We start from the raw sequence: 24,623 nt of genomic DNA, 5'->3' as shown, positions 1-24,623 counted from the left end.
CGAACCCACATCTCAGGAGCGAGATGTGGGGCACCCGTCTGCTCTATACGTGCTTCTCAGCACTCATCGCCTGAAACTTGCGCAGGGCGTCGTTGACGGCGTCTGAATCGGGGAAGGCTTCCATGAGGTTGGGCGCGATGAGGACGACGTTCGTGCCTTCCTGCATGCGCTCGTAGTATTGCCTCGGACGGCTTTGGAGAACTCGAGCTTGCGGGGTGTGAGCGGAACGGCGTCTACCGACTCAATGTCACCTGTAACGTTTGAGTTCTTCATAACGCTTCTCATTTGCAGACTGCTGTTATTAACGAGCAAGGCTGCTCACCCAACCAGGATCAAAGAAATAGATCATGACTACCGCGGCCAAAGCGCCGGTCGCTCGGAACGCTATTTTTACTCCAGGCCTTTCAACACTTGTTTCAAGCGAGAAAAAACCGGGTATGAACGCGATACATAGACCAACAGATACGCCTGCGATGACGCGCAGCACGAGGAGGGTGGTGGGATCCTTTTCCTTCAAGTAAGCGCTGGCGCAAAGGGCTAGAACCAAGCCTCCCACACCTGTCCAAAAAGCACGAATCTCCCTGCCATGTTCACGATCCATTGCATATCTCCTTAGCGTAACGCGGTGCTGCATACTCTGTAGGCACGAAAACGCCGTCAAGCGATGTTGAATCGGGAAATGCCCGATGACCGCTTGGATTTCTTCTATCGTTGGCTCTCTATTCGTGAAGCCCTCTAGTTTCGTGGCTGCTATCGCTAGCTCGTAACTGTATTGCTCGATGGTCCAATCACTTTGCGGCACGTCTGCTCCAAAGATTAAGCGCGCTCAGTGGCTTCCTGATGTTTTGTAAAGTAGACGCGAACGGATCCCGGTCCCACTTCTATGTCCTTCAACTGAAAAGGATCAAAGATCTCGGTAGGGACTTGATCTAACCGATCAAAACGATCAATTCCGCCATTTGTAGCCGGAGAGATTACTGTGACGAATTGATCTATCACGCGACGAGCTGCCAACTCACCAAGCCAATACGCGACTCTGTCGCGACGCATGGAATGCAGTCGCTCGGTAATGTCATCTAGCGTGAAGAGCTCACCTGCACCAGCGTGTTCAAAAACGCCAATCAGCTGTTGCTGCTCGTCGCCTTCATTTCGCGTAGCTGATGATTTTCCCCAGAACATATTCGTAGTCCGCCTTCTCGCATTGAGGCACGACCCAAAACTCATTACTCTTTCCAGCAATCAGTGTGTGGATGTCCGACGCCAGTCCCGCACCTGGATTCTTCAGCCAAGTGCAGTTAACGATATCGCAGCGAGCTCTCGCTCCCGCTTTATTTAGAATAGCGGACATTGCGGCCTCAACTTCATCGTCACCCGACCCAAATAAGTTCTCGTTCCAGTTCGCTGTCGCAAAATTAACCGGAGCTCCTTTTTTGGAGCGAACCGTACCTGAACCGAACTTAATTGAGGAAGAAAGATTGGCTCCATTTTCAAGGAGATACCGACGGGCCTTGTTCAATGAGAAATCTTCATACAACAGACGATCGACGATCCCCGCCAGTTTGCCGAAAACTTTCTCGACCTCAGCCGGGTAGTCCATAGCGTTCCGGAACGACTGGATTCGCACTTCGGTATTTCCATCGGCGGAAACTCTAAAGATGTTCACTGCGCGGTCATTTGCCGGTCTTGAACGAACAACTTGTTCATCGCCTTCGTTCACCTTGCTGACCTGAACCATGTACGTTCGCACATCTACGAACTTCGCAGTGAAGGTATTTCCTGACGGCGTCTGCTCAATCCGCGCCTCCACAAGTTGCAGCCCAGGCGCTGCTTCAACTATGCGAGGCGTATCCATCGCATCAAGCACGTTCATTTTAGTAAGGCGCTTTCGCAGCGATTGTGCGTTTGTCAGCTCTCCGGCCTCGGTTCTCGTTGTCCTGTATAGGAACACGTGTTGACGACCGAACTCTTCTGCATCACGCAGTAGCTGAAGAATGTCACCACGGTCGAGATCGCCGTTATCGAGGTAAGGTTTGAGCCTATCGTCGCGCATACTTTCCCACGACGTAGCAGAGTAAGAGAGGCCTCGCTTCTTGAGAAAGGTCGAGACAGCGTTCAGGCTCGAATGCTTTTTGAGAAGACGGATTGCGCTATTAAGCTCCGCCGTGCTGAGCTTCTGAGTCACTGCATTCTCCTAGAATGCGTACTAAGCTACCAAGTAGATATTCGCGGCGCAACACATTTGTTCGCAACTTATTCCACAGTTACGCTCTTCGCCAGATTCCTTGGCTGATCCACGTCGCAGCCTCGTCTTACGGCGATATGGTAGGCGAGGAGCTGGAGGGGGACGGTTTCGAGGATGGGGAGAAGGAGTTCGTGGGTGGGGGGGATGTAGATGACGTGTTCGACGAGTTGCTGGATGTGGAGGTCGCCTTCGATGGCTATGGCGATGACTCGGCCGGAGCGGGCGGTGACTTCCTGGATGTTGGAGAGGGTTTTTTCGTACTTGAGGACGGAGCTGGGGTCGGCGGGGTCTTTGGTGGCGATGCAGACGACGGGGAGGGTTTCGTCGATGAGGGCGTTGGGGCCGTGCTTCATCTCGCCGGCGGGGTAGCCTTCGGCGTGGATGTAGGAGATCTCCTTGAGCTTGAGCGCGCCTTCGAGGGCGATGGGGTAGTGGATGCCGCGGCCAAGGAACAGAAAATCCCGCGCTGTCGAGAAGTGCTTGGCGAGGTCGCAGCACTGGTCGTCGACCGAGCGGAGGATGATTTCGAGCTTGCCGGGGATGAGGGAGAGCTGCGTAACGAGCTTGCGGGATTCCTCTTCCGTGACGGTGCCGCGCACCTGCGCGAGATAGAGCGCGAGGGTGAAGAGCGCGGTGAGCTGCGCGGTGAAGGCCTTGGTGCTGGCGACGCCGATCTCGGGGCCGGCGTTGGTGGTGATGACTCCGGCGGCGAGGCGGGTGACGGCGGAGCCGACGACGTTGCAGATGGCGAGCGTCTTTGAGCCCTTGGCGATGAGCTCGTGCTGCGCGGCGATGGTGTCGGCGGTTTCGCCGGACTGGGTGATGAGCAGGCCGAGTTCGAGCGGGTTCGGGATGGGGTCGCGGTAGCGGTACTCGCTGGCGTAGTCGACGTCGACGGGGAGGCGGGCGAGGCGCTCGATCATGAACTTGCCCGCGAGGCCGGAGTGCCAGCTGGTGCCGCAGGCGGCGATGGTGATGCCGGTGGCGGCCTTGAACTCGGCTTCGGTGATCTTCATGTCGGGCAGGAAGACCTTGCCGGTGTCGAGGGAGACGCGGCCGAGCGTGGTGTCGCGAACGGCGCGGGGCTGCTCGTTGATCTCCTTGAGCATGAAGTGCTTGTAGCCGGCTTTTTCGGCCTGGATGGGGTCCCATGTGATCCGCTGTGGCTTGAGCTCGAGCGGCTTGCCGGAGAAGTCGGTGAGGAGGATGCCAGCGGTGGTGAGGGTCGCGACCTCGCCGTCCTGCAGGAAGTAGATATCGCGGGTGTGGTGGAGGATGCCGGGGACGTCGGAGGCGAGGAAGAACTCGCCGTCGCCGATGCCGAGCACGGCGGGCGGGCCGAAGCGCGCGGCGACGAGCTTGTCGGGCTCGGCGGCGGAGAGCACACCGATGGCGAAGGCTCCGGTGAGGCGTTTGACGGCGCGGCGGACGGCTTCTTCGAGCGAGAGCGACTGCGGGAGTGTGCCTTCGATGACGGCGACGTTGGTGTTGGAGTCGGCTGCGTCGGTGTTGGTGAGGCGCGGGGGGCTTCCTGCGGCGAGCTCGAGCTCATCCTGAATAACGTGGGCGATGATTTCGGTGTCGGTCTCGGAGCGGAACTTGTGGCCGCGCGCCATGAGGGCCGTTTTGAGCTGGAGATAGTTTTCAACGATGCCGTTGTGCACGACGACGAGGGTGCCGGTGCCGTCGCGGTGCGGATGCGCGTTTTCCTCGGTGGGACGGCCGTGGGTGGCCCAGCGGGTGTGGCCTATGCCGTAGGTGCCCTGGACGGGGTCTTTGGCGAGGATTTCGGCGAGGTTGCGGAGCTTACCTGGCGCGCGGCGAAGCTGCAGCGGGTGGCCGCCACCAGCGACGGCGATGCCAGCGGAGTCATATCCGCGGTATTCGAGGCGGGCTAGGCCTTCCATGATGACTGGGACGCAAGCTTTTGGACCGATGTATCCGACGATTCCGCACATGTTGAGAGTGTAGACGCAGAATACGGCGGACAGGGTGGCACCTGCGAGGTGTTTACAGCATCAGACTGTGCAGACCGATCTATCGTGTCCCCCATCACATCGCGCAGGGCGGAACTGTCTTAGGCTTAGGGTCAAAGGTCAAGATCTGAAGAATGTTTGCCGCCTGATCCAACCTGAATGCGCTCGCGCTCGACCTACCACACAGGAGAACCGATGACCTCGACGACTGAAAGCCCGCTGACACCTGAAGAGCTTCGCAAGATGAACGCGTACTGGCGTGCGTGCAACTATCTTTCTGCCGGGATGATTTACCTGCGAGCGAATCCTCTGTTGAAGGAGCCGCTGAAGCCGGAGCACATCAAGAACCGGCTGCTGGGACACTGGGGATCGGATCCTGGTCAGTCGATGGTGTGGGTCCACCTGAACCGGCTGATCAAAAAGTATGACCTGAACATGATGTACATCGCTGGGCCTGGGCATGGCGCTCCGGCAACGCTGGCGAATAGCTATCTTGAGGGTCACTATTCAGAGATTTATCCGGACCGCAGCATGGATGAGGCGGGTCTGCTGCAGTTCTTCAAGCAGTTCTCGTTCCCGGGCGGCATCGGCAGTCATTGCACGCCGGAGACACCCGGCTCGATCCATGAGGGCGGCGAGTTGGGCTACAGTCTTTCGCACGGCTTTGGCGCTGCCTTCGATAATCCGGACCTGATCGTGACGGTAGTGGTGGGTGATGGCGAATCGGAGACAGGACCGCTGGCGACTTCGTGGCACTCGAACAAGTTTATGAACCCCATCCGCGATGGCGCGGTGCTGCCGATTCTGCATTTGAACGGCTACAAGATTGCGAACCCGACGATCCTTGCCCGCATTCCGCAGCAGGAGTTGGAACAGCTGATGCGTGGGTATGGCTATGAGCCGTACTTCGTGGAAGGCGACGATCCCGACACGATGCACCAGTTGATGGCCGCAACACTCGAGAAGGTCGTGCTGCGGATTCGCGAGATACAAGACAAGGCGCGCAGTACCGGCGATGCAACACGACCGATCTGGCCGATGATTGTGCTGAAGTCACCCAAGGGATGGACGGGGCCGAAGGAGGTCGACGGGCACAAGGTCGAAGGCTTCTGGCGAGCGCACCAGGTGCCGGTGCTCGACCCGCAGACGAACCCGACGAACCTGAAGATTGTTGAAGACTGGATGAAGAGCTACAAGCCGGAGGAACTGTTCGATGAGAACGGCCGCTTTGTAGAGGAGCTGCGTGAGCTTGCACCTGTTGGCGATCGACGCATCTCGGCGAACCCTCATGCAAACGGTGGTCTTTTGCGCAGGTCGCTTGATTTACCGAAGTTCGAAGACTACGCCGTAAAGATCAAGGTGCATGGACAGACGTCAGAGTCACCGACGGCGGCGCTGGCTGTGTTTCTTGCAGAGGTGATGCGGAAGAACATGAACAGCTTCCGCGTGTTCGGCCCGGATGAGACAGCTTCAAACAAGTTGGACGGCATCTACAAGGCTTCGAAGAAGGTGTGGAACGAAGAGTATCTGCCGGAGGATGCGGACGGCACAGAGATTTCACTCGACGGCCGCGTGATGGAGATGCTGAGCGAGCATACGCTCGAGGGCTGGTTCGAAGGGTACGTGCTTACTGGACGCCACGGACTGCTGTCGACCTACGAGGCGTTCGTGCACGTGATCGATTCGATGTTCAACCAGCATGCGAAGTGGCTGGAGAAGGCGAAAAACGAGTTGAGCTGGCGAGCTCCGGTGCCTTCGCTGAATCTGCTGATTACGTCGCTGGTGTGGCGGCAGGACCACAACGGATTTACACACCAGGACCCAGGCTTTCTTGATGTAGTCACAAACAAGAGCCCAGACGTGGTGCGCATCTATCTTCCGCCCGATGCAAACTGCCTGCTGAGTGTGACAGACCACTGCTTGCGGTCGCGAGACTATATCAACGTGATTGTGGCAGATAAACAGAAGCATCTGGTGTATCTGAACATGGATGAAGCTGTCGACCATTGCACAAAGGGCATCGGCACATGGGACTGGGCGAGCACGGACCAGGGCGTTGAGCCAGATGTAGTGATGGCTTGCGCGGGTGACATTCCGACAATGGAGAGCCTGGCCGCAGTAGAGATCCTGAAGAAAAAGGTGCCGGATCTTAAGATTCGGTTTGTGAATGTGGTGGACCTTTTCCGATTGATGCCGGAGCATGCGCATCCGCATGGGCTTTCGGATCGCGACTTCGATTCCCTGTTCACGAAGGACAAGCCAGTCGTCTTCAACTTCCACAGCTATCCTTCGCTCATTCATAAGCTCGCCTACAAGCGCCACAATCATGAGAACTTCCATGTGCGCGGATACAAGGAGAAGGGCAGCATCAACACGCCATTCGAGCTGGCGATGATCAACCAGATCGACCGCTTCAACCTATGCATCGACGTGATTGACCGAGTGCCGAGATTGCAGATGACGGCAGCACATTTGAAGGACTGGTTGAAGGATCAGATCACAGACAGCATGAACTATGCACATGCCGAAGGGATCGACCGCAAGGAGATCACCGACTGGACTTGGAAGGGCTGATGAGCGGCGCTGATATGAATGCCAAGAAGACGATTCTGGTGTTGAACAGCGGCTCTTCGTCGTTGAAGTTCGGCGTGTTTCAATGCGGAGCTGAGGACGAAGAGGCACTGTTCAACGGCAGCGCGGAGGGCATCGGCCGCAACGAAGGAAGCTTGTCGTTGAAGAGCGCCGATGGCAAGACCTTGTATGAGCAGGATCATGTGTTGGAGTCGCAGCAAGAGGCCCTGAAGACCATCGCTGGCGTGCTGGAGAAGCATCTTGATGAGCCAGTTGGTGCGGTGGGGCATCGGGTTGTGCATGGCGGACCCAAGTTGCGCGAGCATCAACTCATAACGCCTGAGGTGCTGGAGCAGCTTGCGGCAGCGGAGCATTTCGCTCCGCTGCATGTGTCGCAGGCCTTGAAGCTGATCAAAGAGGCGCAGGAAATCTTCAAGGATTGTCCGCACTATGCTTGCTTCGATGATGCGTTCCATCGCACGATGCCAGAGGTTGCATCGCATCTGCCGCTGCCTCAGAAGTACTTTATGCAGGGCGTGATGCGGTATGGGTTTCATGGGCTTTCGTATGAATCGCTGGTGTATCGGCTTGGCGGTTCAATCCCGCAGCGCGCGGTGTTTGCGCATCTTGGTAGTGGGTCAAGTGTGTGCGCTGTGCGCGAGGGTAAGTCGATCGACACGTCGATGGGACTGACGCCGACGGGCGGGCTCCCGATGGCGACACGGAGTGGTGATCTTGATCCGGGCGTGCTGCTGTACTTGATGCGTGCAGAGAAGATGGATGCGGATGCTCTGGAAGAGTTGCTGAACCATGCGTGCGGCTTGAAGGGGTTGTCCGATGGCGAGAGCGATATGCAGGCTCTGCTAAAGCGTGACGATGCGGCTGCAAAGTTTGCGGTGGATGCGTTTGCGACGGCGGTGCGGAAGTATGTTGGAGCTTATGCCGCGCTGATGGGTGGTGTCGATCTGCTGGTGTTTACCGGTGGGATTGGCGAGCACAGCGAGGTGATTCGAGCGAAGGTATGCGAGAGTCTGGCATTCGTTGGGCTTGGCTTGGGTAGTTCGAAGGTACAAGTGATGAAGGCCGAAGAAGAGCTGCAGATGGCTCGCCATTGCCGCGCACTGATGGCGCATACTTAGCGCCGATTTTATTGTTCACAGCGACGGAATCGCAGATAGCATGAGCGCATTGACTCGTTTGAGGAGACTTTATGTTCAAGGCTGTTCGGGTAATATTTGCGGTCGCTGCCGCCGTCGTGATGTGTGCGGGAGCGTCGGCGCAGTCCGTGAAGGTGGATGCACGAGAGGTCGAAGCTACGCGGGTACAGATGACCGCGATGCGCGATGCGTTCGTAAAAGCCGTCCACGATGCCGGCTTTACCTGCCCGATCGCCGCGCCCAGACTGCTCATCGTCGATGTCCCTTCCTTTGGGAGTTACGAGCCGTCGACCAATGAGTTGAAGACTTCTTCATGGACACAGATGACGGATGGAGAGCGGGCGCTTTTTCACAAATTCATGGGACCGAACAGCACGGATGAGATGGCGCGCGCGGAGTTTGAAGATGGGGCGCATCACTGGGTTTTCGTACACGAGATGGGACATTGGTGGCAGGAATGCCAGAAGGTCAGCAATGTGATGAAGCCCTACGCGCTGGAGTTTGGCGCGGACCGAATCGCAGCTGCGTACTGGAAAGAGCATGATCCTTCCGTGATCGAGCACCAGCGCCCCGTATTCGAGGCGATCGTAACGAGGTGGCCGAATCCGGTGCCGGAGGGGCAGAATGCCGAGACTTACTTCAATACAAACTATGAACAACTGGGACCGACGCCGGGGTACATCTGGTTCCAGGCTCACATGTGTTTGAAGGCGTACGACGAAAAGCCTGCGCCGAGTCTTGCGCAGGCTCTGCGAGAGACAAAATAAGAATCTACCGAATCTGGCCGAAGAGGACAGCTGTCGCAGGTGGGATCGCCGTGAGCCGCGTGCGGTTGGTATCCGTGAGAGTTGCCTCGCGGGCGTTGGGGGATGAGGCCGAAAGCACGTAGCTGGGAACCCAGTTGCTCTGTGGGGTCGCAGGCAGTGGAAGCGGCTGCGTGAGGTCTTTATTGATGAAGGCGACCAGGAGGTTGCCGTCGGGACGCTTGGCCGCGTAGGCTGTGGCGTTGACGGCGCCGGGGTTGAAGTCGACAGGGACGATGGTTGAGCCTGCGAAGAGGCCGGCGAACTTCATGCCGTAGGCGACGGGCTCCAGAAGATACTCATCTCCGATATGCGCAATCGGCGTGTAGTACGGATGAGGGTGCGTCGTGGGGTCACCATGCTCGGCGAGGACGAGTTCATCGCCGGGAAGTTTGCCGCCGAGAGAGTTTGCGACCATCTGGCCGTCGCCTCCGTGGAGATTGACGCCAGCGTAGCCGAGCGAGGCGAGCGTGAGCATGTAGTCGGCAGACCAGAGCGCAGCGGCGAAGACATCGGAGACGCCGGGCTTGCCGCCGCGGAAGCAGGTATTACCTTCGGTCATGCGGTATTGCGTATGGAGCTTGTCGGCAGACGCCATGACGAGAGCTGCGTCCTTGCGAACGCGCGGATCGGTGGTGAGGATCTTCTGGATCGTCATCGCGGGGTTCGAAGGCGGTCCACCGATGTAGTAGTGATGCGAGATGCCCGCAACATGCGAACGGATGGGATTGTCCTTGAGGCGATCGCCGACGGCGGTAATCCATTCCGCGTTGCTGGCGACATCCGGCAGACCGAACTTCGCGTTGGGCACGCGAGCGATGATGGCGTTGGCAAAGGTAAGCCACTCGGCGAGAAAGGCATCGGCGTTCCACGGATGGCCGGTGAGCTTTGGGTCGCGGATGGTCGTGGCGAAGCGGTCAGCCTCGTTGCCGACCTGCAGATACTCGAGCTTGCCTCCTTCAGACGTGCCTCCGAGAGTCTTGTAAACGAAGGCGGCTTCGTCGGCAGCGAGTGCAGGTGTGTTGGTACCGAGGTTGATGCCGTAGAGGCATGTCCAGCCGGTGGCATCGAGAAAGGCGCGCAGGTTTTTCACGGCTTCGGGCGTGACGCCGTAGTAGAGATCGGGTGGTGGGTCGCCGATCTTATAGTCGCGCTTGGGACGCGGCGGCGGGGTCGAGGTCGGGGTGGGTTTCCAGTAGCCATAATCGGAGGTGTTGCCACCGAGACGAAGAACGCCATGCGGAGCGAGTGCTTTGAATTGCGCCACGAGGCCGGTGTTCGCGGCGGAAAAGTATTCAGGCTCGGATAGCTGCTGCGTCTCGTAGGAGAGGCCGACGAAGTTGTTCGGCACGATGGCACCGGGTTTGTCGGTATGCAGAATAAGACCGGATGCCGAAGCCTGCGCGAAGGTGAAGCGCGGGAGGGTAGCGGCAGCTGCGGCAGTGAGCACGAATTGACGGCGATTCATCATGCGCTGAAGGGTACGTGGTTTGCGCTGTATGTTGCAACCGCCAACTAATGGTGAACGCTGTCGTAGAGCCAAGCGCAAACGAGTGCCGTTCATGCGCTGGTGCACCGCGCACGAACGGACACTTCGAGAATCAGCGAATCTGGGCTCGTCTACTGTTGCCAGGAGTCGAGGCCGAGAAGCTTGCGTCCCAGTGGGGTAAGTTCAGCCGACGGATACCTGGTGCGCTCCCATTCGCGAGGATCACCGGGAAAGGCAAATCCTTCCGGGGCGCGGCGTTCACGCCAGGAGCCGACGCGCAGGTCACGAAGCGATTGATTCGCCTCGGCAGCCGGCATCATGGAGATGTACTGCGCCATGCGCACCTTGTTTTCTGAGGTGTTGGGGCGGATGCCATGGGCGAGCAGGCTGTTGAAGAGCATCAGGTCGCCTGCCTTCATCGGGACAGGATAGACGTCATAGCCGGTAATGTCCGGCTTGAAGCCATCGCGATCCACAGGCTGGGCAGCCTTCCACTCCTCGAAGTGATGGAAGAGCTCTGGCACGCATTGGAAGCCGCCGGTTTCTCCGTCGACATCAACGAGCGAGAGGACTCCCTGCACGTTGATGGGTGGCGGCTCTAGCGTGGTGTCGACGTCGGTATGGATGAAACCGGCGAACGCTCGGCCACTGCGATTGGGCGTGTTGAGGTTGGCGCGGTCGATGGTGACCCACAGATCTTCGCGGTCCCAGATATCGACGAAGGCGTCGTAGACGCGCTGCGATTGACGATTGTCCCAGAGCGTCTGGTGGTTGTAGACCTCGACCATGCCGGAGTTGTTGAGTTCACGCATGGCATGGTCGCGCAGCTGCGGCTTGTACCAGCTTTCAACGTCGTTCGGATCCATCTCCTGGAACTCCCAGAGAAAGCTCTTGAGGCGCTCCACGTTTTCGGCAGGGACAGCCTGCTTCACAACGACGAACCCGTATGTCTGCCAGTGTTCAAAATCGGCAGCAGAAAGCACTCTGAGCGGAAGATGCTTTTTGATCTTACTGAGTTGGGTTCCGACGGCATTCGCGGTGAGACTGTTCTCGCCTGGCTTGGTGGATAACGGTTTGGTGACTTCAGCGGTGACGTTCATGATGGACCTCGAGGTGAGTTGCGCGACCCACCCACTTTAGAAGTCGCATACGACAAGATGTTGGCTTTGCATGGCAAAAACTGGTACTGGAATCCCATTCAGGCCGGCTTGACGGGTATGATTTGGTCGCTGGGAAGCAAGGATGAAACCCTATCTCGAACATATCGCTGCGCCGAAGGATTCCTCCTGGGTGCTCTTCGACCGGCAACTCGATTCGATCCCGTTCGAGTGGCACTACAACAGCGAGTATGAACTGACGCTTACCTTGAACAGCCGCGGCCAAAGGTTTGTGGGCGATAACCTTTCGTTCTATGACCACGGCGACCTGGTGCTGATCGGACCAAAGATCCCGCATACCTGGTGCTCGAGCGAAGATGTGCAGGAGGGTGCCCGGCATCAGGCCTTGGTGCTGTGGTTCAGCGATGAATTCGTCAAAGGGATGATTGAGCCGCACATTGAACTGAGGCCGGTCCTGAGATTGCTGGAGCGGTCCTCGCGCGCTTTGACGTTTGCTGAAACGACGAGGGCGCGTGTGCAAACGATAATCCGCGCCATGCCCACACAGCCGGCTGCGGAGCGGCTGGTAGCTCTGTTGCAGGTCTTGCTGGCTCTTGCGGCAGATGAGGAAAGCGCCTACCTGACCTCTGCTGCGAATCAAACGCAGAGCTTTCCGGGTGGAACCGAGGAACGGATCGGACGCGTGATTGGTCACCTCCACACGCATTACCGGGATGAGACCCCTATCGAGACACTGAGCAAGTTGGCAGCGTTGAGCCGCAGTTCCCTGCACCGCTTGTTCAAGCTACAGACGGGCATGACCATCAGCGCATATGTGACGCAGCTGCGAGTGGGACACGCTTGTGCGCTATTGCTGAATTCGGCGAAGCCCATAGCGCTGATTGCGGAGGAGACCGGATACAACAATCTTGCCAACTTCAACCGGCAGTTCAAGGCTTTGAAGAGACAGACGCCGCGTTCGTTTCGAAACGCGTTTCAAGCGTGAGGTCTAGACACGTTGCATGACCTGTTTGGCGAAGCGGGCCATCTCGGTGTGCTGCGGCGAGGATTGCAGCAGGACGAGGGAGCAACCTGCGCCTTCGAAGTCCGCGAGGCGCTGCTTCACCTGCTCGGGTGTGCCGACGAGGCCGGAGTGTAGACCTCGGTTGGAGACAGAGTAGTCGCGCAGGCTGAGCTTCTTTTCAAGCTGCGAGCCGGTCGTCCACTGCTGAAAGTTAGCGTAACCGGCGGGGGATTGCGAGGGTTCGGGCTGCTGGCAGATGCGGTCGACTTCCTTGTTCGCTTCCGACTCGCTATCGCGCACGATGCAATAGCCGGTGACGCCGAAGAGCAGAGGAGCGAGATGTGGATGCGTCGCGCGGCGGGCCTGCATGTCAGCAATTTTGGCGGCGATGGTGTTGGGGTCATCGCCGTGCATGAGATAGGCATCGCATTTGGCGGCGATGAGGTTCTTCGCGGTCTCGGATTCACCACCGGCGTAGAGGGTGGGGAGGCCTGAGAAAGTCTGCGAACCCACCTCAGCCTGCGATGAAGCTGCAGGCAAAGATGGGGCACCCAGCGTTTCGTAGCCGGAGTAGGTGCGGTGTGGCAGAGGTTTGGGGCTAAGGATGTTGTCATCTACGTTGTAGAAGCGACCGCTATGCGAGGTGTGCTGCTGACGCCAGCAGCTCTGCAGCACATCGAGCCATTCTTCGGTGCGGGCGTAGCGGTCGTCGTGCTCATCGAAGGGGATGCCGTACTTGGTAGCCTCGTCCCGCCACCAGCTACTGACGACGTTAAGCGTGAGTCGGCCTCCGCTGATGCGGTCGAGGCAGGCAGCCTGCTTAGCGAGCAGCGCAGGATTATGGAAAGTGGGACGCACCGCGATCATCAGCTCGAGCTTTCTGGTGACAGCAGCGAGCGCGGCGGTGGTCGTCCAGGCATCGAGTGAGTCGGCTTCGACTCCCTTGATGTCGTTGAGATTCAGCTCAGCGATGAGAGTGAGGTCATAGCCGAGGTCTTCGGCCTGGAGCGTGAGCTCCCGCACATAGTCCCAGGTGGCGGGCATCTGTTCGTCGTCGATGTTGCGAAGCCAGCCGCCGAAGACGGGTAGCCAGAAACCGTAGCGCATAGCTCTAAGGGTACAAGGCTCCTCCACTATTTGGCATCCAGATCAACATTGTTCTGATACGATTTTGACCATAATGACACCGAGATTATTACTTGCCCTCGCGCTTGGAATTGCGCCAGTTTTACTTATAGCCCGGCGTGCCGACTGCATTCCGATTCGTTCTGCACCGCTGCAGAGTATGGATCTGCATGGCAGCACTTTTGCAGACCTCGATGAAGCGACAGCACGCAGCTTGGCAAAGGGATGCAAGATACCTCACGAACTAAAAGGAGTAGGGGCGCCGGGGAACCAGACTATCTTGCAATTTACGGTTTCCGAGAAAGGCAAGCTGCTCGGGGTTCACAGGGTGCAGGGTGTGCTCAATCACCAACTTTCCGCGGAGTTCGCGAATTGCTACCTCAAGCCGTATAAGGTCAATGGTGTACCAACGGCTTTCAGCGTCAACATGACAATGGACGAAAAGTAAGATGGCTGATGCGATCCTCGTGGGTTGAGGACTATAACGCTAGCTCTGTGGCGAGGATCTCTTGATCGTCGGGAGATCTGCCGGTGGAAGAAGATGTCTAGAGATCAGCTTCGGCTTCTAGCCAGTCGGCTAGTTTGACGAACGGGTCGAAGCCAATAACATTCGGCCCGTCGGCGACGAAGTTCGAGAGAGCATTGGTGTCGTAGTAGTAGCGCTGGCCGTCGCGGGAGTCGGTGATGTATTCGACGCCGCCGATGTCGATGCCGGAGTGCTGCATGATCGTTTCGACATCACGGATGGCTTCGGGTGGGGGCTGGTAGCCTTCGACGGTGATGCCGGTCTTGGGGGCGTCGATGGCGCAGGCCCCGCGAGCGAGGTCGGTGCCGGTGGTGGTGCGGCAGATGTCCGCTGGGCAGAGGTCAAAGGTTTCGCCGGTGATGTGCACCTTGATGGCGTAGAGGAACTTGCCGTTGAGGACTTCAACGCGGACGATGTGGGCGTCCTGTGCGGGGATGAACTCCTGCACCAGCGCCGTTGAATCAAGGCCGAACTGCAGCGCGTCGGCTGAGCCAGGGTCCTGTGCGATGGCCATCTGGAGTTGCGAGAGGCCGTCGAAGCGCTTGACGCCTGCGCCGGAGCCGCCGATGTTCGGCTTGACCACGACAGGCCAGCGGAGGCCGACGACGGCTTCTTCCGCCTGCGCGGGGCGATGGATGACGCGGGCCTTGGGGTAGGCGATGCCGAGTTTGTCCATCAGCACGAGCTGGCCTGCCTTGGAGAGTTCCGAGGAGAAAGCCTTGAAACCGTTGAGGACTTTGACGCCGCGCGATTCGAGATGCTCGAGGAAGCCGAGCGTGTAGAAGATCTGATCGCCGTGATTGCGATTCCAGGCGCTGGGGCTCATGCGGTTGAAGACGAGCGAATACTTCTCCTCCGGGTGATCCTCGGGCGAGTAGAAGTGGTCAGGCGCGTAGAGCTTGACGTAGGGGGTGCCGCGACGATCGAGCTCGGCGAAGAGGGGCTTGAACCAGTTCGGCTGCTCGTAATAGATGGCAATAGGGAGCGGGCTGTTCATCATCTTGAGGATACGACGAACAGAATGCTACTGAGGACTCAGGATTTTGCGAAGGAAACGGAGCCGAGAACCGGAGTCTAGTTCTGGCGGAGGCGGCGGAGCAGCTCGGTGGGGTGAATAGGCTTGGGTAGAAGCTCGAACTCGTGGCCGAGAGAGCGGATACGGTCGAGGATCTCCAGGGTGGCGGACTGACCGCTGAAGAGGACGATGCGGGCTGCAGGGCAAAACTCTCGGATCGCTACAGCGGCGGCGATACCGTCGATCTGCGGCATGGCGATGTCGGAAAGTACCACGGACGGCTGCAGGCGGCGGGCGGTATCGATAGCCTCGCGGCCGCCATAGCAGGCGTGGGCGCGGAAGCCGTTGCGGTTGAGGATCTGCGTGAGGGTGTCAGCGATGATCGTCTCGTCGTCGACGACAAGGATCGAAGGTAGGTCTTTACGCGGCTGCTCGCTGTTGAACCCTGCCGCGAGGCGCGGCGGGAGTTGGGGCGAAGAATCGGAAACGAACTGGCGAACGAACATGGCGTACCTCTCCTGAAATGTCCAAACGGCTGACCAAAGCTGTGGGGTGAGATAGGCGTTATGGGCCTTACCTAGGTATAGACCCCGATACAGCCAATAAGTTGTGTGTCCGGATGCTTTTTGGGAGGGTTGCAGTGAATGCGGCAATGAGTCGTGAAGACACGCAAAGAAGTCTTGACGGCCCGTATGTGTTGCAAACGAAAGACCAGGGATCAGCGATCGTCCGAAATCCTTGACCCACATTTCTGTTATAGAGCCAGTGTAGCCCCGGGCAAGGTAAGCACACATCGTTTTTGCGATTTTGAGTTTTGGCCGCTAGGCTGGGTTCATTTTGGGATCGGCGGGGCGTACCGGTAGAAAGACGCGAAAGATCGTTCCGGTAGGTTTCTCGGTGCAGGTGCGCAGGCGCACAGAGCCACCCTGTTTTTCTACGATACCGCGCGTGACCCAGAGACCAAGCCCGGTTCCGAGCGATTGCTTGGTCGTGACGAAGGGAGTGAAGAGCTGGCTACGGACGTGCTCGGGAACGCCTGCACCGTGGTCGGAGACGAGTACGGAAATCCCATCAACTCCACTATGACGGTGGCGGCGTGCGCGTATGTGGATGTTAGAGTTCGCCGAGGCATCGATCGCATTGACTATCAAGTTCGAGAACACCTGACGAATCTCACCTTGCAGACCTGTGATGATGAGGTCCGGACCAAGATCGAGGGTGCAGGTCACGGCCTTGCTACTCATCTTGCGCTGGAAAAGGTCGACAGTGCTAGCGAGCTGCTTGCCCAGATCGATGCTGACAGGCCGCGTGGTGTCGCGATAAAAGCCCAGGGTCTGCTGTGCGATCTGTGACACTCGGGCAAGCTCGGTATCGGCAGTGTCGAGTAGATGCTGCACGCTGGGGGAGACATCGGAGTCTGTACGCGCGAGATAGATGAGGTTGGTAATGGCCTCGAGCGGGTTATTGATCTCATGCGCGATGGTAGCGGCGAGGCGGCCGGTGGCGGCAAGCTTTTCACTGTCGCGCAGGGCCTGCTCCTGCATCTTGCGAGCCGTAATGTCTTGCACGTTGCCGACCATGCCCGTAACGACGGCCTGCGGTCCGGAGTTGAAGATAGGCACCGCGCTCGCAGCGACCCAGGTACGACGACCGTCGGCTAGGTCGATGCGATACTCTGCGAAGTAATTTTCGCCCAGATCGAGCGATCTCTCCAGGCTATCGAAGGTAGCCGCAAGATCTTCAGGCACCACGATGCGTTCGCGCAAGGCCGTTCGAGTAATGACGGTGCCTGCGGGAACCCCGAAAAGACGCGCTGCATGTTCGTCCAGATCGAGCAGGTCTGTGGCACGGTCCCAACTCCAGGTTCCCAGGTGTGCGGCTTCGAGCGCCTGATGAAGTCGACTCGCCGTTTCGCGCTGCAGCGAACGGGCCTGATCGGCTATTTCTATCTCCCGGGTAAGAGTGGCTCCAAGGCGAAAATTTTCAATGGCCCCACCGGCCTGCGAGGCAATTGTCGCGACGAGCTCTTCGCAATCCATGGCAAAGATGCCCGGTTCCGCGTGGCCATAGGCGAGCGCCCCAAATAATTCGCCAGTGCGGGAACGAACAGGCACAGCTAGATAGCTACGCAGAGCTGGAAGAGATCGAAAGGGTGTGACGAGCGCTGCTGAGGATCCATCAGAAGGCGGAGCTTGCATATCAACCACGCGGACAATGCCACGCGTGCGCATGGGAATATCGTCTGCCGAGGGATGTTCGCTTACGAGTTGGTCGAGTTGCAAAAACGGAAGCGTGGAGCGCATCTGCGCATTATCCAAGCCAGAGAACTTGCAGAGCTGATGAGTTTCGCCATCGGCGGTTGTTTCGAGGTACACAAAGAGGCCGAACTGTGCGCCACAGAGCTTCATACCGGCTTCGAGAGTACAGTGCGTGATGGCCTCAAGCGAACGCTCCGAGGCGAGCATGAGCCCAGTTTCAATGAGCAGCCGAAGCGCGCGCTCTCGATCCGGCATCCCGAGGGGAGGGTTGCTGGTGAAAGAGGCTGCGGATTGGGAGTCTGTCATCATCGCTTCTCTACCGTGTGATGCAGGCTGGCCGTCAACGGGTGTGTGTTCGACGGATTCACTAGTGACACCATGCAAAAAGCCGTCGCCCTGCTTTGAAAGGCAGTTGGCGACGGCTATGGACTGAGAAAAAGCGATGAACGGCAGACCGAGAAAGCAACCCTTATTTGAAAAGGTTGGCCGCGCGCAACGCAGTGAGGTAAATGCCCCATACGGCGGGGATGATGACGACGAGCCAGGAAAGAGCGATCGAGAGCGGAGTGCTGGTACTTGAGGTTGAGGACATGACGGGGCTCCGTGAAACAAGGATTGGAACAGCGGTTACGCAGCGTGAGAAAACGAACGCAGTGTTCGGCGAGTTGCCCACAAGGTGAACAAAGGTCTAGTGGGCTGCCGTTTGAACGGGAGTGGCAGGCACATCTTTCAACCAGAAGCGTTCGGCGACCGGGCGGACGAGCAGGTTAGCGACGAAGCCGACGGCTAGCAGCGCTGCCATAATGTGCAGGATGCCCGGATAAGCCTGGGCCAGGGGGAGGCCCTGCGCCTTGTAGTGATCGAGGATGGCATTGTCGATGAGAGGACCGACGATGCCGGCAGTAGACCAGGCGGTGAGGAGACGGCCATGGATCGCGCTGACGTTATAGCCGCCGAAGAGGTCCTTGAGGTAGGCGGGAATGGTCGCGAATCCACCGCCATACATGCTTATGAGCACGCCGAAGACAAGAACAAAAATGGGCAGCGAGTGCATGGAAGGGACGGAGAAGTACAGCACCGCACCCAGGGCAAAGAAGACCATGTACGTCTGCTTGCGGCCGATGAGGTCTGACGTTGAGGCCCAGAAGAAGCGGCCTGCCATGTTGAAGAGCGACAGCAGACCGACGAATCCTCCTGCAGCCACGGCGGTGACGTGACCGGCGAAGACATTCTGGATCATGGGCGAGGCGGATTCTAGGATGCCGATGCCGGCGGTGACGTTGAGGCAAAGGACAATCCACAGCAGCCAGAACTGCGGCGTCTTCATCGCGGTGCTGACGTCGACGTTGTGGTGGCTAATCATGGCCGACTGCTTCTCCGAGGGTACGTAGCCCTCAGGCTTCCAGTCAGGAGCAGGCACGCGGATCATGAAGACACCGAACATCATAAAGGCGAAGTAAAGTACACCCATGCAGAGGAAGGTGAGGGCGATGGGCTGATGGCCTGCTCCCTTGAAGTGTGCCAATAGATTATTGGCGAGCGGGGCGCCGATCATAGCGCCGCCGCCAAAGCCCATAATGGCCAGGCCAGTGGAGAGACCCGGGCGGTCGGGAAACCACTTGATGAGCGTGGAAACGGGCGAGATATAGCCCAGGCCGAGACCCACGCCGCCGATGAGGCCATATCCCAGATAGATGATAGGCAGCGAGTGCATCTCCACGCCCAGCGCCGAGACGATGAAACCGAAGCCGAAGCAGCAGGCGGCGACGAACATCGCCTTCCGTGGGCCGGCAGTCTCAAGCCATTTACCGAAGAGCGCCGCGGAGATGCCGAGGATGGCGATGGCGAAGGAGAAGATATAACCGATCTCCTTCTGGCTCCACGGGGTGCCGATACCCGTGCTGAAGTCAGAGAGCGGCTTGACGAAGACACTGAAGGCATAAGCCTGCCCGATGGAAAGATGGATGGCTAGCGCTGCGGGCGGCACGAGCCAGCGGCTGTAGCCAGGCTTTGCAACGGAACGCGTACGGTCAAGGAAGGAAAATAGGCCCATGGTGAAGTCTCCTGTGTGTGCGCGATCGTTGCGGAGTGACAAACCGACTCGATGCTGCAACACTGCGGTCTTAGGTTGTAACACTTTTGCGATACAACTCGCATGTAGCGCGGGCGGTGATGGCAAAATCTTTGGTCCGAACTCCCGCACTCTTCATTGGATGCGGCTACCGCAAGCGCGAATATCGACGTGTACTCTGCTGAAGAGAGTAACGGAGCGAGGAAGAGGATGAAGATGAGATGGAGACAGCTTCGGAAGGGACTGTGCATGGGAGCGATGGCCGCGGGTGTTTTAGGAACGACTCTGCCAATAGCGGCGCAGGAACGCGAGAACGCCGCGGCGATGGATAGCTTTCAAATCCCAAGCCACGGCTCGCCGATGAACGCGTTCGTCTACATAGCCGCCGGCGCGGGACCGCATCCGGTGGTCGTGCTGCTGCACGGCTTTCCTGGCAACGAAAAAAACCTCGACCTGGCGCAGGACATCCGCCGCGCAGGTTGGGATGTACTCTATTTCAACTATCGCGGCTCGTGGGGTACGCCGGGAGACTTTTCCTTTGGCCACAGCATTGAGGATGTAGCTTCTGCGCTGACCTACCTGCGGCAGCCGGAAAATGCGAAGCGCCTGCGGCTCGACCCAAATCACATCGTGCTGATCGGGCACAGCATGGGCGGATTTATGGCAGTCCAGGGCGCTGCAGCCGATCCCGCCATTGAGGCTGTCGGTCTGATCTCTGCCGCAGACATGGTGGGACGGATACCGCCGGGGCTGCCGAAGTCCGAACAACCGAAGGTGTTGCCGCATATCGCAAAGTCGCTGGCAGCCGAGGGGATGGCTCCGCTGGCAGGCTGCACCCCGGAGAGCCTGGCGCAGGAGACGCTCGACCACGCGAACGACTGGCGCTTTCCGACGAAGGCAGCAGCGTTGAAGTCGCGGTCGGTGCTCATTGTGACCTCCGACGACGGTCTGGCACCGAGCAACGAGGCATTCGCTGCTCTCTTGAAGAAGGATGGAGACACGCACGTGACGGCGCAGCACTATGCGACCGACCACTCATACTCGGACAAGCGGATTGAGCTGTCGAAGACCGTGCTGGCGTGGCTGGAGACAGTGCAGACGAAGGCTCCCTAGCTAGCACACCGGTTTCGTGCGGGAAGGGCGACGCGGATGCTATGCTTCGGGCAAACACATCATCAGAGGACTGAGCGAAGGAGAGCGAGATGGCCCAGGATTGGTATTCGACGCAGGCGGTTGCAGCGGTGTCTCCGCCGTCGGCACCGGCCATGCACACTCTGCGTCCGCTCTCGCTCGGTGAGATCCTGGATCGTACGTTTGCAATCTACCGCTCACGCTTCTGGCTTTTCTCGGGCATTGCCGCTATCTACGCTGTTTCCGCGTTAGTGCTGCAGTTGCTAAACCTGCTGGTGAAGCACGAGGTCATCAAGCACGTCGGCTTTCGAAGCGGTTCTGCGTCGGAACTGGCAGGCAGCGGTCTTCTGGGGTTTCTGCTGTTGATGCCCTACGCCGTAACGCAGGCGGCCACGGTATTTGCGCTGGGCGAAGTATATCTGGGCAAAGGAACGACAGCCGCTGACTCCGTGCGCGCGGTGGCGGGACATTGGTATCGCTATGTCGGGATCGCGGTATGGATCTCGTTCAGCGCCTTGTGGCTGCCGCTGTTGTTGTGGTTGCCTGCAGCAGTGCTGATCTTCGCGCTGAAAGGAAGTGGACTGCAATGGCTGGCAGGCCTTCTCTTCTTCCTTGGTTTCTGCGCGCTGCCGTTTAGTGTCTGGGCGGTTCTGCGTAACCTGCTGGGAGTGCAGGTGTCGGTGATCGAGATGGCTACAGTGCGCACAGCGATGAAGCGCAGCAAACTTCTGACCGTCGGTGCCAAATGGCGAATGGTCGTGGTGTTGCTGATTATGACGGCACTCGCTATGACGCTTGGCGTGATGCAGATACCGCTGGCCATGGTGGTGATGCGTGCTCCGCTACAGGAGCATACGGTCGCGCAAGCGATCAGTCTCGTTTTGAATGCATTGGGGCAGACTGTCGTGACGCCTGTGGGACTGATCGGCATGTCGCTGGTGTACTTCGATCAGCGCGTGCGACAAGAAGGATTTGATCTACTGCTGATGCTCGGACCCGAGATACCGTTGGCAACCGCGATGGAGACCGTAAGGACACCGATAGAGCAGGTGAGCGTAGAGCCTTTACCGATCGAAACAGAGGTTCGCGACGAGGGTGGCAGTGTCTAGACGGCTGCACAAGATACTGCGCAGCTTCTCCCTGATGGTGGTGCTGTCGGCAGGTATTGCCGCGCTTGCGCAGACGAACGCGCCTGCGGTGAAGAGCAGTGCCGACGCAACGACTCTGTCGAACGAGAGTGCTAACTTTGAACACGCGCGTCAAGTGGCTGATGCAGTCCTCAAGGGTCCGGAGTTTCGACACCAGCAGGAGGACACCTGGTGGGAAAAGAAGAAGCAGCAGCTGAGTAATGTGCTGACTCGCGCGATTGCGCGTGTGGCGAAGGCGGGCCGTACCGTTCCCTGGATGGCAAAGGCGCTGGAATGGGCGCTGTTCCTAGGAGCAGCGCTGGGGTTGCTGTTGTTTCTGCTGCGTGAGTTGCGTAGGCAACGGGCGCACGTTTCCCTTTCCGATGGAGCTGTAAAGGCAGAGGCCTGGACGCGCGAGGCAGACGACTGGTCGCAGCGCGCTGAAAGATATGCAGAGCAGGCTGAATGGCGCGAAGCTGTGCACTGTCTCTACTGGGCTGCCATCGTGCTGCTGGAATCGCGGAAGGCGTGGCGCCATAATCCCACGCGGACGCCGCGCGAGTACGTCCGGCTGCTGAAGGCAGGCTCCGCGCAGCAGGAGGGACTGCGCGGCTTGACGCAAGTCTTGGAACGCAGCTGGTATGGCCTGCGCGAGGTGGATAGCGAGCAGTATGCAAAGGCCCGCGTACTCTACGAAAGTCTGAAGACGGCGAGTGCCTCTGCGCAACAAACCACTGCGGAGGTGCGATGATGCGCGTCCGTGTGAATAGGGACCAGAAGTTGATTCTAGGGCTGATGGCCGTGATGGCACTGCTGATCGTCGGGGTGATGGTTCTATCTCCGCAACAGGAGGCGCAGGACGCGACGCCAAGCGCCACGAACACCGGGCCACTGGGCGTGAAGGCTGCATACCTCACGCTGCAGGGGTTGGGTCATAAAACCTCTCGCTGGGAGAAGCCGCTCGAAGAATTGAACGGCGCGCTAAGCGATGCGCAAGTGGCGAACGCAACGCTGGTGCTGGTAGAGCCGGTCTTCGATGCCACTCAAAAAGAAGCCCTGAAGACCGCGACGATGAAGTTTATGGAGCGCGGTGGGCAGGTGCTGACTACGGGCCACAACGGAGCTCTGCTGCTGGGTGGAAAGACGGATAGCCCGCAGCTGATGCAGATGGTCTGTGAGACGCAGCCTGCCAGGGAGAGCGGCCTTGCTCGGGCAGGCAAGGTGCAGATGTCCAACGAGGGTGGCTGGGACCTGCAAGGCGAGAACGCCACGGGTCCACACGCGAATGCGGAGTTGACCTGCGGGAAGAATGCCGTTGTTGTGAGCCTCCGCGTAGGCAATGGCGCAGCTGTCTGGTGGAGCACGACGACCCCAATGACCAACGCCGAGCTGAAGAAAGACCCCGCTCTAAAGCTGCTGCTGGCAAGCGTGGACGGAGCGCAGTATTCGCACAACAACGCGCCGCGCGACGTGATCTTTGTTGAATCGATGCACAAGGGCGGTCGCGACAAGTGGGCCACGACGAAAGGCCTGCCGATACTCTGGCTCAGCGCACAGACGGCGCTGCTGTTCGTGCTGTTGGTCTTGAGCTTCAGCCGCAGAAATGGGCCGGTGCGCATGCCCGTGGGCCTGCCTCGAAGCTCTCCGGTGGAGTTTGCGATCTCCATGGGGGATCTATACGAGAAGGGTGAGGCCTCGACTGCGGTCACGGAGGCAGCGAGGCGCAGGGTGCTCCGTTTGTTGACGCGCGAGGTTGGGCTCTCACCGGAGATCGTAAAGGAAGGTCCCGAAGCGATTGCGAAGGCGCTGGAGCTACGACTCGGTGCTGGGGCGAGGGATCTGGCGGTTGAAGTGGCAGAACATCTGCGCGAGGCAGCCGATGTGAGCCAGGTAAAGATCTCAGCGAAGAGTACGCTGAAGCTGGCACAGGCGCTTAGCATCGATGCGGAGAGACTACAGGCAGCTCTTGTGCCTGCTGGCAAAGAGTTTGATGGAATAGCTACGACCACTACGAAGGAGCAGCGATGAGCGAAGAGTTTGAGCAGCGAGGCCCGCAGGGAGTGGCCGCAGCCAGCGAGTTGTTTGTGCGAGGACAGCAGCAGATCGGACGCGTAATCGCAGGCCAGCAGGAGGCCGTTGCGCAGGCTCTGCTGACGATGCTATGCGGTGGACACGCGCTGATTGAGGGCGTTCCCGGTGTAGCGAAGACGCTTGCCGTGAAGACCCTCGCACGCTTCCTTGGGCTGGAGTTTCGGCGCGTGCAGGGTACCCCGGACATGATGCCTGCAGACATCCTCGGCACGAATGTGTTCTCGCCGAAGACTGGGGATTTCACCTTCCACAAGGGGCCGGTCTTCACGCAGTTTCTGCTGACGGATGAGATCAACCGCATGCCTCCGCGCACGCAGGCCGCGCTGCTGGAGTCGATGGAAGAGCGGCAGGTGACCTCGGATGGTGAGCGCCATGCGCTTGATGAATTGTTCACTGTGTTCGCGACACAAAACCCTGTGGAGTTCGAAGGGACGTACCCGTTGCCAGAGGCGCAGCTGGACCGCTTTCTGCTGAAGATCAAAGTGCCTTATCCCGATGTCGCGGACGAACGCACAGTGCTGGAGCGGCACCATGTCACGCATGGCGGCGTGGGACTGAACGAGACACCCATTGAGTCGATCCCGTTTGAGCTGCTGACCGCGGCACGGCGGGAGATTCGTGCCGTACGCATGGAACCCGCAATGTTCGATTACATCCTGGCTGTCGTGCGACGCACGCGCGACTGGCCTTCGATCGCGCTGGGTGCAAGTCCTCGCGCCAGCACCAGCCTGCTGCTTGTAGCGAAGGGACTCGCCGCACGCGAAGGTCGCGACTTCGTAATTCCTGATGATGTGAAGGAAGCAGCGCAGCCCGTGCTGCGGCACCGCATCGTGCTGAGACCCGAAGCAGAGCTGGAAGGTGTCGATGCTGACCGCGTGGTACGCGATGTTCTAGCCGCAACCCAGGTGCCAAAGTAGCAC

The 24,623-nt window shown here is 58.8% G+C and carries 23 protein-coding genes; 10 read left to right on the top strand and 13 right to left on the bottom strand.

Going from position 1 to position 24,623, the window contains the following annotated elements:
• Window positions 1-43: 43 nt before the first annotated feature.
• The 5 genes from OHL14_RS03725 to glmS all read right to left on the bottom strand — a co-directional run bounded on the left by OHL14_RS03725 (window position 44) and on the right by glmS (window position 4,200).
• Window positions 44-166 carry a hypothetical protein gene (locus tag OHL14_RS03725; RefSeq protein WP_263377974.1) on the bottom strand — a complete coding sequence of 41 codons (123 nt, stop codon included), beginning with the start codon at window positions 164-166 and terminating at the stop codon, window positions 44-46.
• A 135-nt stretch (window positions 167-301) separates the two neighbouring features.
• The gene (locus OHL14_RS03720; protein WP_263377973.1) at window positions 302-601 is read right to left on the bottom strand and encodes a hypothetical protein; all 300 of its coding nucleotides are present in this window, start codon (window positions 599-601) and stop codon (window positions 302-304) included.
• 215 nt (window positions 602-816) lie between these two features.
• Entirely contained in the window at window positions 817-1,179 is a 363-nt protein-coding gene (locus tag OHL14_RS03715; RefSeq protein ID WP_263377972.1) for a hypothetical protein, read from the bottom strand.
• Window positions 1,145-2,182 (bottom strand): hypothetical protein, encoded by a 1,038-nt coding sequence (locus OHL14_RS03710; protein WP_263377971.1) that lies wholly within the window; start codon window positions 2,180-2,182, stop codon window positions 1,145-1,147. The genes OHL14_RS03715 and OHL14_RS03710 overlap by 35 nt, the downstream gene beginning before the upstream one ends.
• A gap of 68 nt (window positions 2,183-2,250) precedes the next feature.
• On the bottom strand, window positions 2,251-4,200 hold the full coding sequence (gene glmS / locus OHL14_RS03705; RefSeq protein WP_263377970.1) for a glutamine--fructose-6-phosphate transaminase (isomerizing): 1,950 nt from the start codon (window positions 4,198-4,200) through the stop codon (window positions 2,251-2,253).
• 213 nt (window positions 4,201-4,413) lie between these two features.
• Here glmS and OHL14_RS03700 point away from each other — a divergent pair, with 213 nt between their 5' ends.
• The 3 genes from OHL14_RS03700 to OHL14_RS03690 all read left to right on the top strand — a co-directional run bounded on the left by OHL14_RS03700 (window position 4,414) and on the right by OHL14_RS03690 (window position 8,713).
• Entirely contained in the window at window positions 4,414-6,792 is a 2,379-nt protein-coding gene (locus OHL14_RS03700; protein ID WP_263377969.1) for a phosphoketolase family protein, read from the top strand.
• Window positions 6,792-7,928 carry an acetate/propionate family kinase gene (locus OHL14_RS03695; protein WP_263377968.1) on the top strand — a complete coding sequence of 379 codons (1,137 nt, stop codon included), beginning with the start codon at window positions 6,792-6,794 and terminating at the stop codon, window positions 7,926-7,928. The genes OHL14_RS03700 and OHL14_RS03695 overlap by 1 nt, the downstream gene beginning before the upstream one ends.
• A 71-nt stretch (window positions 7,929-7,999) precedes the next feature.
• Complete coding sequence (locus tag OHL14_RS03690; RefSeq protein WP_263377967.1) at window positions 8,000-8,713, top strand: hypothetical protein; 714 nt, start codon at window positions 8,000-8,002, stop codon at window positions 8,711-8,713.
• A 4-nt stretch (window positions 8,714-8,717) separates the two neighbouring features.
• On the opposite strand, the gene OHL14_RS03685 is transcribed toward OHL14_RS03690, so the two are convergent.
• Both OHL14_RS03685 and OHL14_RS03680 read right to left on the bottom strand, forming a co-directional pair.
• Window positions 8,718-10,220, bottom strand: a complete 1,503-nt coding sequence (locus tag OHL14_RS03685) for a hypothetical protein (RefSeq protein ID WP_263377966.1) — start codon at window positions 10,218-10,220, stop codon at window positions 8,718-8,720.
• 149 nt (window positions 10,221-10,369) lie between these two features.
• Window positions 10,370-11,338: a phytanoyl-CoA dioxygenase family protein gene (locus OHL14_RS03680; protein ID WP_263377965.1), complete on the bottom strand. Its 969-nt coding sequence runs from the start codon at window positions 11,336-11,338 to the stop codon at window positions 10,370-10,372.
• A 142-nt stretch (window positions 11,339-11,480) separates the two neighbouring features.
• Between OHL14_RS03680 and OHL14_RS03675 the strand changes: the two genes are divergently transcribed.
• On the top strand, window positions 11,481-12,341 hold the full coding sequence (locus tag OHL14_RS03675; protein WP_263377964.1) for a helix-turn-helix domain-containing protein: 861 nt from the start codon (window positions 11,481-11,483) through the stop codon (window positions 12,339-12,341).
• Window positions 12,342-12,344: 3 nt separating this feature from the next.
• Here OHL14_RS03675 and OHL14_RS03670 read toward each other — a convergent pair whose 3' ends face one another.
• Window positions 12,345-13,466: an LLM class flavin-dependent oxidoreductase gene (locus tag OHL14_RS03670; protein WP_263377963.1), complete on the bottom strand. Its 1,122-nt coding sequence runs from the start codon at window positions 13,464-13,466 to the stop codon at window positions 12,345-12,347.
• 73 nt (window positions 13,467-13,539) lie between these two features.
• Between OHL14_RS03670 and OHL14_RS03665 the strand changes: the two genes are divergently transcribed.
• A complete protein-coding gene (locus OHL14_RS03665; RefSeq protein WP_263377962.1) occupies window positions 13,540-13,932 on the top strand; it encodes a hypothetical protein in 393 nt (130 codons plus the stop codon).
• A gap of 97 nt (window positions 13,933-14,029) precedes the next feature.
• On the opposite strand, the gene OHL14_RS03660 is transcribed toward OHL14_RS03665, so the two are convergent.
• The 5 genes from OHL14_RS03660 to OHL14_RS03640 all read right to left on the bottom strand — a co-directional run bounded on the left by OHL14_RS03660 (window position 14,030) and on the right by OHL14_RS03640 (window position 19,336).
• A complete protein-coding gene (locus tag OHL14_RS03660; RefSeq protein WP_396270829.1) occupies window positions 14,030-15,010 on the bottom strand; it encodes a RimK family alpha-L-glutamate ligase in 981 nt (326 codons plus the stop codon).
• A gap of 74 nt (window positions 15,011-15,084) precedes the next feature.
• Window positions 15,085-15,531, bottom strand: coding sequence for a response regulator (locus tag OHL14_RS03655; protein WP_263377961.1), 447 nt, complete (start codon window positions 15,529-15,531; stop codon window positions 15,085-15,087).
• A gap of 315 nt (window positions 15,532-15,846) precedes the next feature.
• Window positions 15,847-17,592 carry a GAF domain-containing sensor histidine kinase gene (locus OHL14_RS03650; protein ID WP_263377960.1) on the bottom strand — a complete coding sequence of 582 codons (1,746 nt, stop codon included), beginning with the start codon at window positions 17,590-17,592 and terminating at the stop codon, window positions 15,847-15,849.
• Window positions 17,593-17,752: 160 nt separating this feature from the next.
• Window positions 17,753-17,875 (bottom strand): MFS transporter small subunit, encoded by a 123-nt coding sequence (locus OHL14_RS03645; RefSeq protein ID WP_263377959.1) that lies wholly within the window; start codon window positions 17,873-17,875, stop codon window positions 17,753-17,755.
• A 96-nt stretch (window positions 17,876-17,971) separates the two neighbouring features.
• Window positions 17,972-19,336 carry an L-lactate MFS transporter gene (locus OHL14_RS03640; RefSeq protein ID WP_263377958.1) on the bottom strand — a complete coding sequence of 455 codons (1,365 nt, stop codon included), beginning with the start codon at window positions 19,334-19,336 and terminating at the stop codon, window positions 17,972-17,974.
• Window positions 19,337-19,570: 234 nt separating this feature from the next.
• Here OHL14_RS03640 and OHL14_RS03635 point away from each other — a divergent pair, with 234 nt between their 5' ends.
• From OHL14_RS03635 to OHL14_RS03615, 5 genes are all read left to right on the top strand, one after another.
• Complete coding sequence (locus OHL14_RS03635; protein ID WP_263377957.1) at window positions 19,571-20,467, top strand: alpha/beta hydrolase family protein; 897 nt, start codon at window positions 19,571-19,573, stop codon at window positions 20,465-20,467.
• A gap of 89 nt (window positions 20,468-20,556) precedes the next feature.
• Window positions 20,557-21,594 (top strand): hypothetical protein, encoded by a 1,038-nt coding sequence (locus OHL14_RS03630; protein ID WP_263377956.1) that lies wholly within the window; start codon window positions 20,557-20,559, stop codon window positions 21,592-21,594.
• Entirely contained in the window at window positions 21,581-22,363 is a 783-nt protein-coding gene (locus OHL14_RS03625) for a DUF4129 domain-containing protein (protein WP_263377955.1), read from the top strand. Before OHL14_RS03630 ends, OHL14_RS03625 begins: the two co-directional genes overlap by 14 nt.
• Window positions 22,360-23,640 (top strand): DUF4350 domain-containing protein, encoded by a 1,281-nt coding sequence (locus OHL14_RS03620; RefSeq protein WP_263377954.1) that lies wholly within the window; start codon window positions 22,360-22,362, stop codon window positions 23,638-23,640. The genes OHL14_RS03625 and OHL14_RS03620 overlap by 4 nt, the downstream gene beginning before the upstream one ends.
• On the top strand, window positions 23,637-24,620 hold the full coding sequence (locus OHL14_RS03615) for an AAA family ATPase (protein ID WP_263377953.1): 984 nt from the start codon (window positions 23,637-23,639) through the stop codon (window positions 24,618-24,620). The genes OHL14_RS03620 and OHL14_RS03615 overlap by 4 nt, the downstream gene beginning before the upstream one ends.
• Window positions 24,621-24,623 lie beyond the last annotated feature (3 nt).

Origin of the sequence: Granulicella paludicola (assembly GCF_025685545.1) — a bacterium.
Lineage (GTDB): Bacteria > Acidobacteriota > Terriglobia > Terriglobales > Acidobacteriaceae > Granulicella > Granulicella paludicola.
The sequence above is the reverse complement of the archived record's forward strand: the minus strand, read 5'-3'. Positions and strand labels throughout refer to the sequence as shown.